This is a genomic window from Sphingomonas sp. S6 (genome assembly GCF_043498045.1).
In the GTDB taxonomy this organism is placed as follows: Bacteria; Pseudomonadota; Alphaproteobacteria; order Sphingomonadales; family Sphingomonadaceae; genus Sphingomonas.
On record NZ_JBIEOE010000004.1, the window covers coordinates 31,557 to 46,851 of the forward strand.

14 protein-coding genes are annotated in these 15,295 nt (G+C 67.4%); 5 read left to right on the plus strand and 9 right to left on the minus strand.

What is annotated here, in order from left to right:
• Positions 1-87: 87 nt before the first annotated feature.
• From ACGVWT_RS07885 to ACGVWT_RS07895, 3 genes are read right to left on the minus strand one after another with little or no spacing between them, the layout of a single operon-like run.
• Positions 88-1,272, minus strand: coding sequence for a glycosyltransferase (locus tag ACGVWT_RS07885; protein ID WP_315461005.1), 1,185 nt, complete (start codon positions 1,270-1,272; stop codon positions 88-90).
• A 3-nt stretch (positions 1,273-1,275) separates the two neighbouring features.
• Positions 1,276-1,809 carry a DUF2141 domain-containing protein gene (locus ACGVWT_RS07890; RefSeq protein ID WP_315461004.1) on the minus strand — a complete coding sequence of 178 codons (534 nt, stop codon included), beginning with the start codon at positions 1,807-1,809 and terminating at the stop codon, positions 1,276-1,278.
• Positions 1,806-2,747 carry a hypothetical protein gene (locus ACGVWT_RS07895; RefSeq protein WP_116460114.1) on the minus strand — a complete coding sequence of 314 codons (942 nt, stop codon included), beginning with the start codon at positions 2,745-2,747 and terminating at the stop codon, positions 1,806-1,808. The genes ACGVWT_RS07890 and ACGVWT_RS07895 overlap by 4 nt, the downstream gene beginning before the upstream one ends.
• A gap of 113 nt (positions 2,748-2,860) precedes the next feature.
• Here ACGVWT_RS07895 and ACGVWT_RS07900 point away from each other — a divergent pair, with 113 nt between their 5' ends.
• Positions 2,861-4,003, plus strand: coding sequence for a glycosyltransferase (locus tag ACGVWT_RS07900; protein WP_315461003.1), 1,143 nt, complete (start codon positions 2,861-2,863; stop codon positions 4,001-4,003).
• 6 nt (positions 4,004-4,009) lie between these two features.
• Here ACGVWT_RS07900 and ACGVWT_RS07905 read toward each other — a convergent pair whose 3' ends face one another.
• The 5 genes from ACGVWT_RS07905 to pyrE all read right to left on the minus strand — a co-directional run bounded on the left by ACGVWT_RS07905 (position 4,010) and on the right by pyrE (position 7,920).
• Positions 4,010-5,074, minus strand: a complete 1,065-nt coding sequence (locus ACGVWT_RS07905) for an AI-2E family transporter (RefSeq protein ID WP_116460116.1) — start codon at positions 5,072-5,074, stop codon at positions 4,010-4,012.
• 16 nt (positions 5,075-5,090) lie between these two features.
• Positions 5,091-6,044: a signal peptidase I gene (lepB, locus tag ACGVWT_RS07910; protein WP_315461002.1), complete on the minus strand. Its 954-nt coding sequence runs from the start codon at positions 6,042-6,044 to the stop codon at positions 5,091-5,093.
• Complete coding sequence (gene acpS / locus ACGVWT_RS07915) at positions 6,041-6,451, minus strand: holo-ACP synthase (protein WP_116460118.1); 411 nt, start codon at positions 6,449-6,451, stop codon at positions 6,041-6,043. The genes lepB and acpS overlap by 4 nt, the downstream gene beginning before the upstream one ends.
• A 159-nt stretch (positions 6,452-6,610) precedes the next feature.
• A complete protein-coding gene (locus ACGVWT_RS07920) occupies positions 6,611-7,342 on the minus strand; it encodes a pyridoxine 5'-phosphate synthase (protein ID WP_315461001.1) in 732 nt (243 codons plus the stop codon).
• A complete protein-coding gene (gene pyrE, locus ACGVWT_RS07925) occupies positions 7,339-7,920 on the minus strand; it encodes an orotate phosphoribosyltransferase (protein WP_053111651.1) in 582 nt (193 codons plus the stop codon). Before pyrE ends, ACGVWT_RS07920 begins: the two co-directional genes overlap by 4 nt.
• Before the next feature lie 213 nt (positions 7,921-8,133).
• Here pyrE and coxB point away from each other — a divergent pair, with 213 nt between their 5' ends.
• The 4 genes from coxB to ACGVWT_RS07945 all read left to right on the plus strand — a co-directional run bounded on the left by coxB (position 8,134) and on the right by ACGVWT_RS07945 (position 14,557).
• Entirely contained in the window at positions 8,134-9,285 is a 1,152-nt protein-coding gene (gene coxB, locus ACGVWT_RS07930; protein ID WP_394425895.1) for a cytochrome c oxidase subunit II, read from the plus strand.
• Position 9,286: 1 nt separating this feature from the next.
• Positions 9,287-10,948, plus strand: coding sequence for a cytochrome c oxidase subunit I (gene ctaD / locus ACGVWT_RS07935; protein WP_043061152.1), 1,662 nt, complete (start codon positions 9,287-9,289; stop codon positions 10,946-10,948).
• A gap of 469 nt (positions 10,949-11,417) precedes the next feature.
• The gene (locus ACGVWT_RS07940) at positions 11,418-13,166 is read left to right on the plus strand and encodes a DUF1800 domain-containing protein (protein WP_315460999.1); all 1,749 of its coding nucleotides are present in this window, start codon (positions 11,418-11,420) and stop codon (positions 13,164-13,166) included.
• Between the two features lie 5 nt (positions 13,167-13,171).
• On the plus strand, positions 13,172-14,557 hold the full coding sequence (locus ACGVWT_RS07945; RefSeq protein WP_315460998.1) for a DUF1501 domain-containing protein: 1,386 nt from the start codon (positions 13,172-13,174) through the stop codon (positions 14,555-14,557).
• Between the two features lie 3 nt (positions 14,558-14,560).
• Here ACGVWT_RS07945 and ACGVWT_RS07950 read toward each other — a convergent pair whose 3' ends face one another.
• Positions 14,561-15,262: a GIN domain-containing protein gene (locus tag ACGVWT_RS07950; RefSeq protein WP_315460997.1), complete on the minus strand. Its 702-nt coding sequence runs from the start codon at positions 15,260-15,262 to the stop codon at positions 14,561-14,563.
• Positions 15,263-15,295 lie beyond the last annotated feature (33 nt).

Consider the following 15,295-nt stretch of genomic DNA (forward strand, 5'->3'; position numbering starts at 1 on the left):
CGGATGGCAAGAGGCTTAAAACGTCCCCCTCGCCGCAGAGTGGACCCCGGACCAAGTCCGGGGTGACGAAGGGGAAAACGGCGTCCCTCAGGCGCTGAGCCGCAGCCCATCCTTGCGCGCGATCACGTCGGCGTAGTGCGCTACCAACTCCGCGGCATGCTGCTCGTCGGTCCGCACCTTGCCCGCCGCGACGCCCGCCGCCCGCCGCACCACGGCGCGGTCGCGTGCCAACATCCGCAGAATCGCATCGGCACACGAATGCGCGTCGCGCTGGGCGTAGACCTCCGCGAACAACGGCTCGGCGATTTCCGCGGTGCCGCCGCCATCGGGCACGATCAACGGCGTGCCGCTCGCCAGCGCCTCGGCGGGCACTAGCCCGAACGTCTCCGTCCCGCAGCCGTGGATATAGGCATCCGCGCTCGCCATGATCGTCGCGAGGCGGCGCCGGTCGTAGACCGGGCGGAACAGGCGGATGTGCGGGTTGGCGCCGATGTGCCGTTCCAGCGTCTTGGTATCCATGCCCTGGCCCAGGATGACGAGGCCGACCGGCGCCTGCGTGCCGACGCGGCGGACCGCGTCGATCACCGTCGGCCAGCGCTTTTCGGGATGGTGCCGCCCGACGCCCAAGAGCAGGTGCGCGTCCGCCGGCAGTCCGCATTGCTGGAGCAGCGCCACCCGCAGCGCTTCGTCACGCAAGCTGGGCGAGAAATGCGCGCGCTCGATCCCCAGCGGCATCGTCGCATCGACGCGCACGCCGCGCGCGCCCAATTGCTTGGTCAGCGACGGTCCATTGGTGACGATCGTGTCGTACTGATCGAAGCAGTGCGTCAGATAGCGGTCGTACCACGAAAACGCCCGCTCGATCCGCGGCGCCGAAGCGAAGGTCTTGAGCCAGCGCTTCGGATACGCTTCGACATTGTCGTTGTGCAGGAAGAACGAGCGGATCGCCCGCCCCTTCCATTGCGCGACGATCCAGGCCGAGCGCCACGGCGAGCAATTCTCGACGACGTCGGGGTCCAGCGCATCGAGCCGGCGGTGGATCGGCTCGGCATCCCAGAACAGGCCGTAATTGGCGTCGAACGGCATGCCCGGCGCCTTGATATAGTGGATCGCGCCGCCGCCGGGCCGTTCCTCGATCCGATCCTCGCGACCGGGGGCGAGCACGATCAGCTCATGCCCCATCGACGCCAGCACCTCGATCTTGCGATCGATATAGGTACGCACGCCGCCACCCGTCGGCGAGTAGATTTCGTTGACGTCGACGATCCGCATCGTTCAGTCGCCCTTGACCGGCCCGAACCCGCCCAGGCCGCGCAGATATTGCATGCGGACGGTTCGTTCCACGGTGCCGCCGCCGACGTCGATGATCGCCTGATCCACCTTGGGCCGCGACATGCCGAGCTTCCCCGTGCCGACGAAGCCGGCACCGTCCTGGAAGAAATTGAACTTGTTCTTGCCGTCGCGGTCGTGCGTGACGAGCAGCGCATAGCGGCCGGGGCGCGGCACGCGGATGCACACGTTGACCGGGCCGCTACCCGGCGTGTTCGCCCAGACGCGGCGGAAGGTCTTGCCCTCGGCGACGAGATTGTCGTCGTCCTTCAGGAAATCCGCCTCGGTCGCCGGATACAGCTCCAGCTTGATACGGCCCTTGCGGTCCTTCAGCCCCGTCACCTGCACCAGAATCGCCGACCCGCCGCCGGCGCTGCACGCCGCGGCATCGCTGCCCAGCACCTGCGCGTCGGCCGGTGTTGCCGCCATCAGCAGTGCCGCGGCGAGGATCGCGCGCTTGGTCATGTCCGGCGTCTTCATACCCGTTTCCTGGTCGCGAGATGGTAAAGGCTGAACCCCAGCACAAGCACCGCATGCAGCAGCAGGACGGCGGCGGCCGTGAAGGCGATCAGCTCTGACAGGGCTTGATCCTGCCCGATCATCAGGATCGCAAAATTGGCGAAAAGGAGGTCCTTGTTGGGCAGCAAAGGCAGGCGCGAGAACAGCATACGCCCTGCCGACAGGAACACCCAGATGCCGAGCGGCACGCTGGGCATCGCCAGCGCCCACGCCAGCGCCAGGAAGAACGCCCCGCCGACGAGGCGCAGGCAGTGGATCCCGAACACCGCCCACAGGTCGGCGCGCGGCAGCGAAAACACCTTCCGCGAAAAGATCAGGAAGGGCAGCGACGTGCCGAAGATCACCGCGAGGCTGCCATAGACGTAGCGGATCATGTCGTGCGGGATCAGGTTGCGCCCGACCGGCAGCGCGATCGCGATCATCGCCAGCGTCACCGCATTGCCGGCGATCGCCGACAGGATCGATACGTCCTTCACCGCACCGAACGGCGCCGCGACCAGCTGCGCACGCTGGCGGGCCCAGGCGTAGAAATAGGCCTCGCCCGAATAGCCCATCACGACATCATTCGAGATGCGCTTCTTGTTGAGCGCGACGAAGCCCGCCGCGGGAATCCGCCACAGCCTGTGGAAAATCCAGTAATCCGCGAGCGGCGGCAGGAAATAGAGGACCAGAAACGCCAGATAGAACCACGGGCTGTGCGGCGTCGCGCGTTCGAGGCCGGCAAGGCCCGAGCTCAGCAACTCGTGCGCAAGGCCGCCGAGCATGGCGAGCGTCACCAGCCCGCCGATGATCGCCGGCCAGCGGCTGCGAATCGTCTTCAGGGGCTGCAGCCCGTCGATATTGGCGGAGGACGGTTCGGGCTGTTCCGGGAACCCGTCTGCTTTATGATCGATCTGCACCCAGTGGTCCGAACATGAAGGTGGCGCGATGTAGCCGGCAGCGCGCCGACTTGCACATGAATTCCCTTTCACTGTCGTCTCGGGCAGCAATATGGCAAGAGGCGTAACGAACCATGGCCGCGACCCACATCCTCACCTACGCGCAGGACCTGGCCGGTGGCGGCGTCGAGCGTGCGCAATTGCGCCTTGCGCGCGGCTGGCTGGCCGCCGGACGTCGCGTCACGCTGGCGATCGGCGATGCCAGCGGCCCCTTGGCGTCCGAAATTCCGCCGGGGCTGGAGATCGTGCCGCTCGGCAATCGCGGCTATCTGACGCAGGCGCGAATCGCCGATTGGGTCCGGCAGAATGACCCCGATGTCATCTTCTGCGGTGGCAGCCATTATACGCTGGTCGCCGCCTGGCTGCGCTGGCGGCTGGGTGCGGACTGCCCGCCGATCATCGGCAAATTATCGAACGCCGTGACGCGCGGCGACCATGGCCGCGTCGCCGATGCCGCGCATCGGCTGTGGCTGGCGCAGCACGGCCGGTTCCTCGACCATCTCGTTGCGATGACGCCGGCCACCGCGGCGCAGGCGGCGCGCCTCACCGGCATGCAGCGGCGCACCAGCGTGATCCCCAACCCGCCCGCACCGCGGATCGTCGATCCAACCGTGCCAGTGGTTCCGCTGCCGCCTGGCCGCGTCGTACTGGGCGTCGGCCGGCTGGTGCCGCAGAAGCGCTGGGACCGGCTGATCGCCGCGCTGCCGCTGATGCCCGAGGACGTGCAGGCCGTGATCCTGGGCGAAGGCGAGTTGCGTGGGGCCCTGGAGCGGCAGGCGCGCGAGGCGGGTCTGGCGAACCGCGTCCACCTGCCCGGGCATGTCGCGGACCCGATTGCGGCGATGGCGGCGGCACGCGTGCTCGCGCTGCCCTCCGATTACGAAGGCGTGCCGGGCGTCTTGCGCGAATCGCTGTCGGTGGGGACGCCGGTCGTGTCGACCGCGTGCAGCCCGTCGGTGCGCGAGATCGTATCCTCGCCCGCCTTCGGCACGGTGGTTTCGGCGAACGACCCTGCCGTTTTCGCCGCCGCGCTGACCCGCTGGCTCGACGCGCCCCGCCCCGATCCGGTCGCGCAACCGGGCAGCGATTCGGCCGACCGCTATCTCATGCTGTTCGACCGGCTGGCGGGCGAGGTTCGCGCCAGCCTGAAGGCGCGGCGCGGGGCCTATGCGGGCGCCGGCGCCTTGCCCGTGCCAGCGACTCAGCCACTGTCCTGATCGGCGTTACGCCTCGGCGGCGTCGTCCCGCTCCGATTCGCGTTCCGCACTCCGCTCCAGCGCGGTCTTGACCATCGCGGTCATCGGATCGGCCAGCGCCAGCCCCAGAATGCCGAACAGCGCGCTCGCCATGATCTGCGCGCCCAGCGTCAGCGCCGGCGGCAGGTCGACGGTCTTCTTCGCAACGATCGGCAGCAGCACATAACCGTCGAAGCCCTGCACGATCACATAGGTGCCGATCGCCCAGAAGCCGACATGCGTGCCGGCCGAAAAGCCCACCGCGATCATCAGCGCGCCGCTGATGAAGGCCCCGATATTCGGGATGAAAGCGAGCAGACCGGTGAGAATGCCAAGGATCATCGCCATCGGCACGCCGCCGATCGCCAGCGCCGTGCCGGTCAGCACGCCCTCCGCCACCATGCCCAGCAAGCGCCCGGCGAGCAGACGGCGCAGCGTCTTCCCCATGCGTTCCAGCACGGTCGCGAACTCCGCCCGATGGTCGCGCGGCACCATCCATTCCAGCCCGCGCTGATAGGTGCGCGGGTCCATCGCGACGAACAGGCCGATGACGATGATCATGAACATCGTCGTCAGCGCGCCAAAGGCGGTGCCGACCCACGAGGTGATCCGTCCGACCGACGACAGCGCCTGTTTGGCGATGCCGCTGACGTCGGACGCGCCGGGCATCAGCCCCTGCGAGCTCAGCCAGCCTGCCGCGCGATTCGCCTGCGTTTCCAGCGTCGAACGCAGTTGCCCGAACTGGTCGGCGACCTGCACGCCGGTGAGGTAGAAGGTCCCGATCAGGAAGGCGATCGTCAGCAGCACGACGATCAGCAGCCGCCAGCCGCGCCCGATCGGGAGCACCTTGCCGAGCAGCCGCACGCCGCCATCAAGCAACGCCGCGAAGACGAGGCCGGCGAAGATGATCAGCAGCGGCTGGACCAGGATCACCGCCAGCGCGATCGCGCCGGCGAGGCCCAGCCAGACGGTCGCCCGCTTCAGCTCGCGCCGGACGAACGGATCGCGCAGCTCATTGGGGCTGGCCTCCCGCGTGAGCGGCGCGTCCGTCATCGTGATGGTCCTTACGTCAGTGGGTCTGGGCAGGATGGAGCGACAGGCCGGCCCGGCCCGGGCGCAGCGATCCCCACCAGGTCAGCGGATTGAGCGTTGAGTCGCCGTCGAGGCTGAAGGTCAGGAATTCCGCGCGGCCGCCGAGATTCTCATACGGCACCGGCCCGCCCAGACCCAATTGGGTCAGCGGGAACCGGCTGTCCGCCGATCGATCGCGATTGTCGCCCATCAGGAAGACGTGATTGGCCGGGATGGTCACCGGGCCATAATTGTCGCCGGGGCTGTCGGGTTCCAGATCGACGGTGTCGTAATGGCGGCCGTTCGGCAGCGTCTCGGTGACGATCGGCAGGTGGCATACCTCGCCCTTGCCGCCCGGCGCAGGCCGCTTGGCGCCATAATAATCGGTCTCGCTACACGGGCTGTTGGTGTCGACCGGAATGTCGACATAATGGAGCGGCCCGCGCTGGATCGGCTTGCCGTTCAGGATCACCGTGCCGCCCCGCACCGCCAGCGTGTCACCGGGCAGGCCGATGACGCGCTTGATGTAATCGTTCTGCGTGCCCGGCGGCGTGACGATGACGACATCGCCGCGCGTCGGCAGGCTGCCGAACAGGCGGCCGTGGATGAATGGCAGGCCGACGCTCCAGCTTTCCTCATTCCGGCGCAGCACCAGACCCTTGAAGATCGCCACCGGGTTGGGGATCGTCGGCGACACGAACGACCAGCCATAGGCGAATTTCGACACCACCAGCCGATCGCCGACGCGCAAGCCGGGCAGCATCGATTCGCTCGGGATATAGAAAGGCTTGGCGACGAAGCTGTGGAAGCCGAGCACGATCAGGATGAGCCAGAAGATACCCTTCACCTCGCCCCACCAATCGGTCGTCTTCTTGGGCGACGCCTCGGCAGGCGGCGGCGCTACCGTCCCATTCTGAGCGGACTCGTTACCGTCCAACACCGCTTCCTTCATGCTCTGGGGTCCGGGATCGCCTCGATGATCACAAAGGCCTGCGCCCAGGGATGATCGTCGGTCAGGGTCAGATGTACCTTGGCGAGGTGGCCCTCGGGGATCATGGCGTCAAGCCTGTCCTTCGCACCGCCGGTCAGTGCGAGTGTCGGTGCCCCGGACGGCGCATTGACGACGCCGATGTCCTTCATGAACACACCCGCCTTGAAGCCCGTGCCGACCGCTTTCGAAAACGCCTCCTTGGCAGCGAAGCGCTTGGCGAGTGTCCCGGCCTTGGTGAACGGCCGCTTTGCGGCCCGCGCGCGCTCGGCATCGGTGAAGACGCGGGTTTCGAAGCGATCCCCGAACCGGTCGAGCGACTGCTGGATCCGCTCGATATTGCACAGGTCCGAACCCAGGCCGACGATCACGACCCCATTCCTCCCTGCGCACAGCGCGGGGAGGGGGACCGCCGATCGCAGATCGGTGGTGGAGGGGCGGTGCGGAGCACCGGCGTCGCCGGCCCCTCCAACACCGCTGCGCGACGGTCCCCCTCCCCGCGCTGCGCGCGGAGAGGAATGGGGTGCATCTCACCCACGAGCCGCGTCCATCTCGTCGCGCATCCGCCGCACGGCGCCGTCGAGGCCGACGAACAGCGCCTCGCCGATCAGGAAATGACCGATGTTGAGCTCGCGCACCTGCGGGATCGCCGCGATGGGTCCGACATTGTCGAAGGTCAGGCCATGGCCCGCATGCACTTCGATCCCGTTCTTCGCCGCCAGCGCCGCGGCGTCGGACAGGCGGCGCAGCTCCGCGGTGCGCGCTTCGCCGTCCAGTTCGGCGTAGCGGCCGGTGTGCAGCTCGACGACCGGCGCGCCGAGGCGGATCGCAGCGTCGATCTGCGCTGCATCGGGCTCGATGAACAGCGAGACGCGCACCCCCGCCTCGCGCAATTGCGCGACGATCGGGCTGAGCCGGTCGAACTGCCCTGCGGCATCGATCCCACCCTCGGTCGTACGCTCCTCGCGCTTCTCGGGTACGATGCACGCGGCGTGCGGACGGTGCTTCAGCGCGATCGCGAGCATCTCGTCGGTCGCCGCCATCTCCAGGTTGAGCGGCACGGTCAGGCCGGTCGCGAGCCGCGCGATATCGTCGTCGGTGATGTGCCGGCGATCCTCGCGCAGGTGCGCGGTAATGCCGTCCGCCCCCGCCTCGACTGCCAGCAGCGCCGCTCGCACCGGATCGGGATAGCCGGACCCGCGCGCGTTGCGCACCGTCGCGACGTGATCGATGTTGACGCCCAGCCGCAGGTCGCGGGTCATGCCGCACGGCTCCCCGGCTTGATCGCCGGGATCGCCGCCAGTTCGGGCGGCAGCGCGTCGGGCTGGTAGGTCGGCACATCGAGCCGGATCAGCGGGAAGAAGGGGACATCGAACGCCGCCTTGCCACCCGAACGGTCGACCAGCGAGGCCATGGCGATCACCCGGCCGCCCGCCGCCTCGATCGCGGCGATCGCCTCGCGGCTCGACAGGCCCGTGGTGACGACGTCTTCCATCATCAACACCTCCTGGCCCGGCTCCAGGCGGAAGCCGCGGCGCAGTTCGAACGTGCCAGTCGGGCGTTCGACGAACATCGCCTCGACGCCCAGCGCGCGGGCCATCTCGTGACCCGCGATCACGCCACCCATCGCGGGGCTGACGACCGCGCTGATCCGCGCCTTCAGCTCGGCGGGAATGCGCTGCACCAGCGCGTCGGACAGGCGGGCGCCGCGGCGCGGGTCCATCAGCACGCGGGCGCATTGCAGATAGCGCGAGCTGCGCAGGCCCGACGACAGGATGAAATGCCCTTCGAGCAGCGCGTCCGCGGCGCGGAATTCGGCCAGCACGTCGTCGTCGGTCATCGTCATTCGTCCCGAACAGGAAACCCTTGCGCGGCGCTCATAGGAACTCCGCCCCGCCCCCTCAAGCGCCCGGCCACCATAAACATGGGGGTAACGCTTGAGGCGGGGCGCCCTGCCGCGTATAGCCGTGGCAAAAGGGGTGCATTCGTGTGCCCATAACGGCCCGTTGCCGGGCGGGCGAGGGAACTGAACGGGGTGACGACACGCATGCGCATGAGGTTCAAGGGAATCGTGCTGGCCGCGGGGCTGGCGCTGACCGGCCTGGGGGCGAGCGCCGTGGCGCAGGCCCCCGCGTCGCCCGCTCCGCAAGGGGCCGCTGCCCCGGCGGGCGTGTCCAATATCGCCCCCACCACCGCCAACGCGACCGCTCCGGCGGCGCCGGAATCGGCCGCGCTCGCGATGGACGGTGCGCCGGTGATGACCGCCAAGCCCGGCGTCGGCCACCCGGTCGCCGGCCGCATCGGCCTGCAGCCGCAGGTGACGACCAATGGGCAGTTCGCCCACTGGTTCCACGATTCGATCCTGCTGCCGCTGATCGTCGCGATCAGCGTGCTGGTGCTGCTGCTGCTCATCTGGGTGGTCATCCGCTATCGCCACGCCGCCAATCCCGTGCCGTCGAAGACCAGCCATAACACCGCGATCGAGGTGATCTGGACGCTGGCGCCGGTCATCATCCTGGTGCTGATCGCCGTGCCCTCGATCGGCCTGCTGCAGGCGCAGTTCAAGCCGGCTCCGGCCGGCGCGGTGACGCTGAAGGCGATCGGCAACCAATGGTATTGGTCGTATCAATATCCGGACAACGGCGGGTTCGAAGTCACCGCCAACATGCTCAAGGAAAAGGACCAGGTCGCCAAGGGCGAGCGGTTCCGCACCGATGCCGACGGTCCCCGCCTGCTCGCGGTCGACAATCGCATCGTGCTCCCCGTCGGCGTGCCGATCCGCCTGATCACCACCTCGCAGGACGTGATCCACAGCTGGGCGGTCCCCGCCTTCTGGATCAAGCTGGACGCGGTGCCCGGCCGCCTCAACGAGACGAGCTTCACGATCAAGGAACCCGGCCTGTACTTCGGCCAGTGTTCCGAATTGTGCGGCGCGCGCCACGCCTTCATGCCGATCGCCGTCGAGGCGGTGTCGCCCGCGCAGTTCGCCGCCTGGGTGAAGGCCAAGGGCGGCACGATGCCCGGCACCAGGGCGCCGTCCGACAAGGTGATCCCGCAGCCGGGCGCCGAAGGATCGGCGACCAAACAGGCGGAAGCCAAGGATACCGACGCCGCCACCGGCCCGGTCACCAACGCGACGACCGCCGCCCCCACCACCTCGCAGGGTGCGACCGGCAACCCGGCCACCGGCAACGCGGGACAGTAAGATGACCGATACCGCCCTTCACCCCAACGCCTTCGTCGCGCACGACGATCACGCGCACCATGACGCGGACCACAAGCCGGGCTTCTTCGCCCGCTGGTTCATGTCGACCAACCACAAGGACATCGGCACCTTGTACCTGATCTTCGCGATCGTCGCGGGGATCATCGGTGGCGCGATTTCCGGCCTGATGCGCGCAGAGCTTGCACAGCCGGGCATCCAGTATCTGGTCGGTTGGGCGAACTTCCTGCCCGGCGGCGACGGCGGCCTCGACCACGCGCTTCATCTGTGGAACGTGCTGATCACCGCGCACGGCCTGATCATGGTGTTCTTCATGGTGATGCCGGCGATGATCGGCGGCTTCGGCAACTGGTTCGTGCCGATCATGATCGGCGCGCCCGACATGGCCTTCCCGCGGATGAACAACGTCAGCTTCTGGCTGCTCATCCCGGCGTTCACCCTGTTGCTCGCCTCGCCCTTCTTCGGCGGCGCCGGCACCGGCTGGACGGTCTATGCTCCGCTGTCGACCTATGGCGAACCCGGACCGTCGGTGGACATGGCGATCCTGTCGCTCCACCTCGCCGGTGCCAGCTCGATTTTGGGCGCAATCAACTTCATCACCACCATCTTTAACATGCGCGCACCCGGCATGACGCTGCACAAGATGCCGCTGTTCGTGTGGTCGGTGCTCGTCACCGCCTTCCTGCTGCTGCTCTCGCTGCCGGTGCTGGCCGCAGCGATCACCATGCTGTTGACCGATCGCAACTTCGGCACGACCTTCTTCGATCCGGCCGGCGGCGGTGACCCGATCCTGTACCAGCATCTGTTCTGGTTCTTCGGCCACCCCGAAGTGTACATCATGATCCTGCCGGGCTTCGGCATCGTCAGCCAGATCATCGCGACCTTCAGCCGCAAGCCTGTCTTCGGCTATCTCGGCATGGCCTACGCCATGGTTGCGATCGGCGTCGTCGGCTTCGTCGTCTGGGCGCACCACATGTTCGTCACCGGCCTCAGCGTGAACGTGAAGATGTACTTCACCGCCGCGACGATGGTGATCGCGGTGCCGACCGGCATCAAGATCTTCAGCTGGATCGCGACGATGTGGGGCGGTTCGCTGACCTTCAAGACGCCGATGGTCTGGGCGATCGGCTTCATCTTCATGTTCACCGTCGGCGGCGTCACCGGTGTCGTGCTCGCCAACGGCGGCATCGATGATTACATGCAGGACACCTATTACGTGGTGGCGCACTTCCACTACGTGCTGAGCCTCGGTGCGGTGTTCGGCCTGTTCGCCGGCTTCTATTACTGGTTCCCGAAGATGTTCGGGAAGATGTACAACGAGTTCCTCGGCCAAGCGCACTTCTGGGTGTTCTTCGTCGGCGTGAACGTGCTGTTCTTCCCGATGCACTTCCTGGGCCTGCAGGGCATGCCGCGTCGCTATCCGGACTATCCGGATGCCTATGCGACCTACAATGCGCTGGCGACGCACGGCTATGAGATCATGGCCGCGGGCATGGCGATCTTCTTCGTCAACGTGATCTATTCGCTGATCGCGGGTCCGAAGGCGCCGGACAATCCCTGGGGCGAAGGTGCCACGACGCTGGAATGGACCCTGTCCTCGCCGCCGCCGTACCATCAGTTCGAGACGCTGCCGAAGATCGACTGACGGTGTGAGGTGGGTAGTTGCGGCTACCTACCGATACGGCGAACGCCGCACACACCGACCTCGACCGGTGCGGCGCCGCCGCGATCGATCCCCGCCTCCGCGGCGACAGGCTTACGGGATGTACCCCGTGACCGGTCACCGATGACAGACAAAGCCCCGGAGCGCCCCTCCGGGGCTTTCTTTTGCCGATCGCCGTCACCGGATCTGGCTCCGCCTCGCAGCATGTAGCGGGCGCTCATCAGTACAACGGCCTCCGGAACGAGTCCGAGGTGACGAGCAAGTTCGGCAGCGTGAGAGAGCCCCCAATCAGCCGGCCAATTCGTTACGGTTACGACCAATCCGGCCCTGTATGCGGCGACCCGAGGCTGCGCCCCGCTTATCTGTTAACACTTTGACACGTATGATGCCGGTGTCTTCGATACGTCGGCAGGTGGGTGCCGCCGTCGCGGGGGTGGGGACCGAAGATCATATGCTGGACACGGAACGGGCAGGCGCGGGGGCGTCGCCGGAGGACGTGGGCGAAGCCGGGGCGGGCGATGTGCCGACGCTCCCGATCGCCCTGGGCGGAGCGACGGGCGCTTCCGCCGCGCTGAAGATCGGCAGCGCGATCGCGCCTGCGGTGCTGCTTGCAGCCTGCGGTGGCGGAGGCGGCGGATCGACGCCGACACCAACCGCATCGACACCGGTCGTCGTCACGCCCACCGCGATCACCGCGACCCAGGCGAGCCGCTTCCTCGCGCAGACCACGATGGGCGCGACGCGCGCGATGATCGATACGGTCATCAGCCGCCGCTACGAAGGCTGGATCGACGACCAGTTCGCCTTGCCGCGCGCGACGTCGCATTGGGACTGGCTGAACGCCAACGGCTATAACGTCGCCGCCAACATCAACAGCGAAACCGGCTTCGACGCGACGATGTGGCGGCAGATGATCGTCGAGCCCGATCAGCTGCGCCAGCGGATCGGCATGGCGCTGCTCGACATGCTCGTCGTCGGCATCGGCGGCGTGAACCTCAACTGGAAGCAGTTCGCCACCGCCGCGTATGTCGACGTGCTGCTCGACAATGCGTTCGGCAATTACCGGACCCTGATGGGCGCGATCACCACCAATGCGGCGATGGGATCGTTCCTCACCTTCCTGGGCAACCGCAAGGCGAATACGACCACCGGCGCGCAGCCCGACGAGAATTACGCGCGCGAACTGATGCAGCTGTTCACGCTGGGCTTGTACCAGCTCAACATGGACGGCAGCGTCAAGACGAACGGCGGCACGCCGCTGGAAACCTACGGCCCCGCCGACGTCAGCGGCCTCGCCCGCGTGTTCACCGGCCTCAGCCTAGCGAGCAACGTCAGCACGACGCCCGATCGCTATCGCCAGCCGCTGTTGATGAACGCGTCGATCAACGAAACGGGCAGTGCCACCTTCCTCGGCACCACCGTCAGCGGCGGCGGCACGGCCGCGGTGGACAAGGCGCTCGATGCCATCTTCGCGCATCCCAACATCGCACCCTTCGTGTCGAAACAGCTGATCCAGCGGCTCGTCACCAGCAATCCCAGCCCCGCCTATGTCGGCCGCGTCGCGTCGGTCTTCGCCAACAACGGCTCGGGCACGCGCGGCGACCTGAAGGCCGTGATCAAGGCCATTCTGCTCGATACCGAGGCGCGCAGCGACGACGCATTGACCGGCACCACCGCCGGCAAATTGCGTGAGCCGGTGATGCGGCTCACCGCCTGGGCACGGCTCGCCAAGATCAACTCCGCGTCGAACGCCTGGGCCTTTGGCGACACGTCCAGCCAATCCACCCGGCTCGCCCAATCGATGGGACGCAGCGGATCGGTCTTCAATTTCTTCCGCCCCGGCTATGCGCCACCCGCCACCGGGATCAGCAACGCCGGCCTTGTCGCACCCGAATTCCAGATCACCAACGAACAGAGCGTCGTCGCCTACGTCAACTACATGCAAGGCCTGGTCGCCAACGGCACCGGCGACATGAAGCCCGACTATAGCGACCTGACCGCCAAGGCATCCGACAGCGCGGCATTGGTCGACGAGATCAACGTCGTGCTGGCCGCCGGCCAGCTGAGCAGCGCCACCATCACCGCGATCCGCGCGGCGGTGGACAGCGTCGCGACCACCGCGACCAACGCCGCGACCAACCGCGTCGGCATCGCCTTGCTGCTGACGCTCGCCTCCCCCGACTTCCTGACGCAGCGGTGAGCATCATGGACACGACCCGCGATTCCTCCCGCCGTGCCTTTCTGAAGCGCTCTGCCGCTTTGGGGCTTGCCGGCGTCGCCACGCCCTTCGTCACCAGCCTCGCCGCGATCGGCGAAGCCGCGGCGGCGACCGCGACCGATTACAAGGCGCTGGTCTGCGTCTTCCTGTACGGCGGCATGGACTATGCCAACACGCTCGCCGCCTATGACGCGGATAGCTATGCCAAATATCTGGCGGCACGATCGAATATCGCACTGACCCGCGAATCGCTCGCCGGTACGTTGCTCAACCCGGCGACCGGCCTGCCCAACGGCCGGCAATATGCGCTGGCGCCGACGATGGGATCGCTGCTGCCACTGTTCGACGCCGGCAAGCTGGCGGTTGCGCTCAACGTCGGCACGCTCGTGCAGCCGACGACCAAGGCACAGTATCAGGCGAATAGCGTCAAGCTGCCGCCCAAGCTCTTCAGCCACAACGATCAGCAAAGCTATTTCCAGGCGTCCAACCCCGAAGGCGCGACCAGCGGCTGGGGTGGGCGAATGGGCGACCTGTTCCAGTCGGGCAATGGCGCGGCGACGCTGACCTGCATCAATGCCAGCGGCAATGCGGTGTATCTGACCGGCAAGTCGGCGGTGCAATATGCCATCGGCACCGGCGGCCCGATCGCGTTGCTCAACAATGCGACCTCGCTCTATGGATCGACTGCCGCGGCGGCGACGCTGCGCAGCCTGATGACGGGCAGCAACGGCAATCTGTTCGCCGACGAACATGCCCGCGTGTCGAAGCGCGCGCTCGACACCTATTCGCAGGTCAGCAGCGCGCTCGCCGGGGCGCCGGCCAGTGGCTTCTCGCTATTCCCCGGCAACAACGGCCTCGCCGACCAGTTGAAGATGGTGGCGCGGCTGATTTCGGTCTCGTCGCAGCTGGGGGCGAAGCGGCAGGTGTTCTTCGTGTCGATCGGCGGGTTCGATCTGCACGACAATCTCGTCGCACAGCATCCCGGGCTGATGGGCAAGGTCGCCGATGCGATGCGCGCCTTCTACGATACGACCGTCGCACTCGGCGTAGCGGATCAGGTGACGAGCTTCACCGCGTCCGATTTCGGACGGACGTTGCAGTCGAACGACGACGGGTCCGACCATGGCTGGGGCAGCCATCACTTCGTGCTGGGCGGTGCGGTGAAGGGCCGGCGCTTCTATGGCACCCCGCCTGCGATCGGCAATAACACCGCCGATGACGTGGGACAGGGCCGTCTGCTGCCGACGATCTCGGTCGACCAATATGCCGCCACGCTGGCGAACTGGTTCGGGGTCAGCGGCGGCAATATGACGACGGTGCTGCCCAACATGGGCAATTACAATGCGTCGAGCTGGAACCTGGGCTTCGTCTAAGGCTCAGCCGCAGGTGACCGGAGCGCCGGCCGGCGCGACGACGCGGCACTTCGGCCGGCCGGAGACCTCGACGCTGCCCAGGCCGGTGCTCGTCACCTGCGCGGTATAGCGCGCCCGCGCCCGCACGGTCCCCGGTCCGTCGAGACGGACGACCACGTCGCCCGCATCGAGCGCCCGCGCATCGATCGTCCCCGATCCGCCGTCGAACAGCCGCGCGGCGCCGGCGCGGCCGGCGAGCGTGATCTGCCCGTCACCCACCTGCTGTGCGGCAAGGCGATCGCCATCGATCGACGCCGCGCCGATCGTTGCCGCGCCCATTGCGGCGAGATCGATACTGGCGCCCTTCAACTGGGCGGCCGAGACTTTGCTGGCCCCCGTCACGCTGATCGCGCTTAACCGCGGCGTCGACAACAGGATGCGCAGCGGCGTGGTGTGACGCGCCCGATCCTGCTCGGTCCAGGTGCCAGCGCGGGCAGTTCGGATCGTCAGCGTCGATCCCTCGACGCGGATGTCGACGTCCCCGATCGCGCCGTCGTCGCCCACCACCGTTGCGCCCGGCGATCCCGTCGTCACGCTTACCTCAAAGGCGCCGAACACCCGCAACCGATCGAAGCTGCCGATCGACACGCGCCGCTCCCCCGCGCTCGCCGCCGATGGCAGCGCGAGGAACGACAGGACCAGCAGGGCGGAGACGGGACGGATCATGATCGCAGCCTCGCACCGCCGCCACGCGGCGGC

Coding starts and splice junctions, on each gene's coding strand:
- ACGVWT_RS07920 (WP_315461001.1), bottom strand. CDS start 7,342: ATGACCCGCGACCTGCGGCTGGGCGTCAACATCGATCACGTCGCGACG.
- lepB (WP_315461002.1), bottom strand. CDS start 6,044: ATGAAGGAAGCGGTGTTGGACGGTAACGAGTCCGCTCAGAATGGGACG.
- coxB (WP_394425895.1), top strand. CDS start 8,134: ATGAGGTTCAAGGGAATCGTGCTGGCCGCGGGGCTGGCGCTGACCGGC.
- ACGVWT_RS07940 (WP_315460999.1), top strand. CDS start 11,418: ATGCTGGACACGGAACGGGCAGGCGCGGGGGCGTCGCCGGAGGACGTG.
- ACGVWT_RS07950 (WP_315460997.1), bottom strand. CDS start 15,262: ATGATCCGTCCCGTCTCCGCCCTGCTGGTCCTGTCGTTCCTCGCGCTG.
- ACGVWT_RS07900 (WP_315461003.1), top strand. CDS start 2,861: ATGGCCGCGACCCACATCCTCACCTACGCGCAGGACCTGGCCGGTGGC.
- pyrE (WP_053111651.1), bottom strand. CDS start 7,920: ATGACCGACGACGACGTGCTGGCCGAATTCCGCGCCGCGGACGCGCTG.
- ctaD (WP_043061152.1), top strand. CDS start 9,287: ATGACCGATACCGCCCTTCACCCCAACGCCTTCGTCGCGCACGACGAT.
- ACGVWT_RS07905 (WP_116460116.1), bottom strand. CDS start 5,074: ATGACGGACGCGCCGCTCACGCGGGAGGCCAGCCCCAATGAGCTGCGC.
- ACGVWT_RS07890 (WP_315461004.1), bottom strand. CDS start 1,809: ATGAAGACGCCGGACATGACCAAGCGCGCGATCCTCGCCGCGGCACTG.
- ACGVWT_RS07885 (WP_315461005.1), bottom strand. CDS start 1,272: ATGCGGATCGTCGACGTCAACGAAATCTACTCGCCGACGGGTGGCGGC.
- ACGVWT_RS07945 (WP_315460998.1), top strand. CDS start 13,172: ATGGACACGACCCGCGATTCCTCCCGCCGTGCCTTTCTGAAGCGCTCT.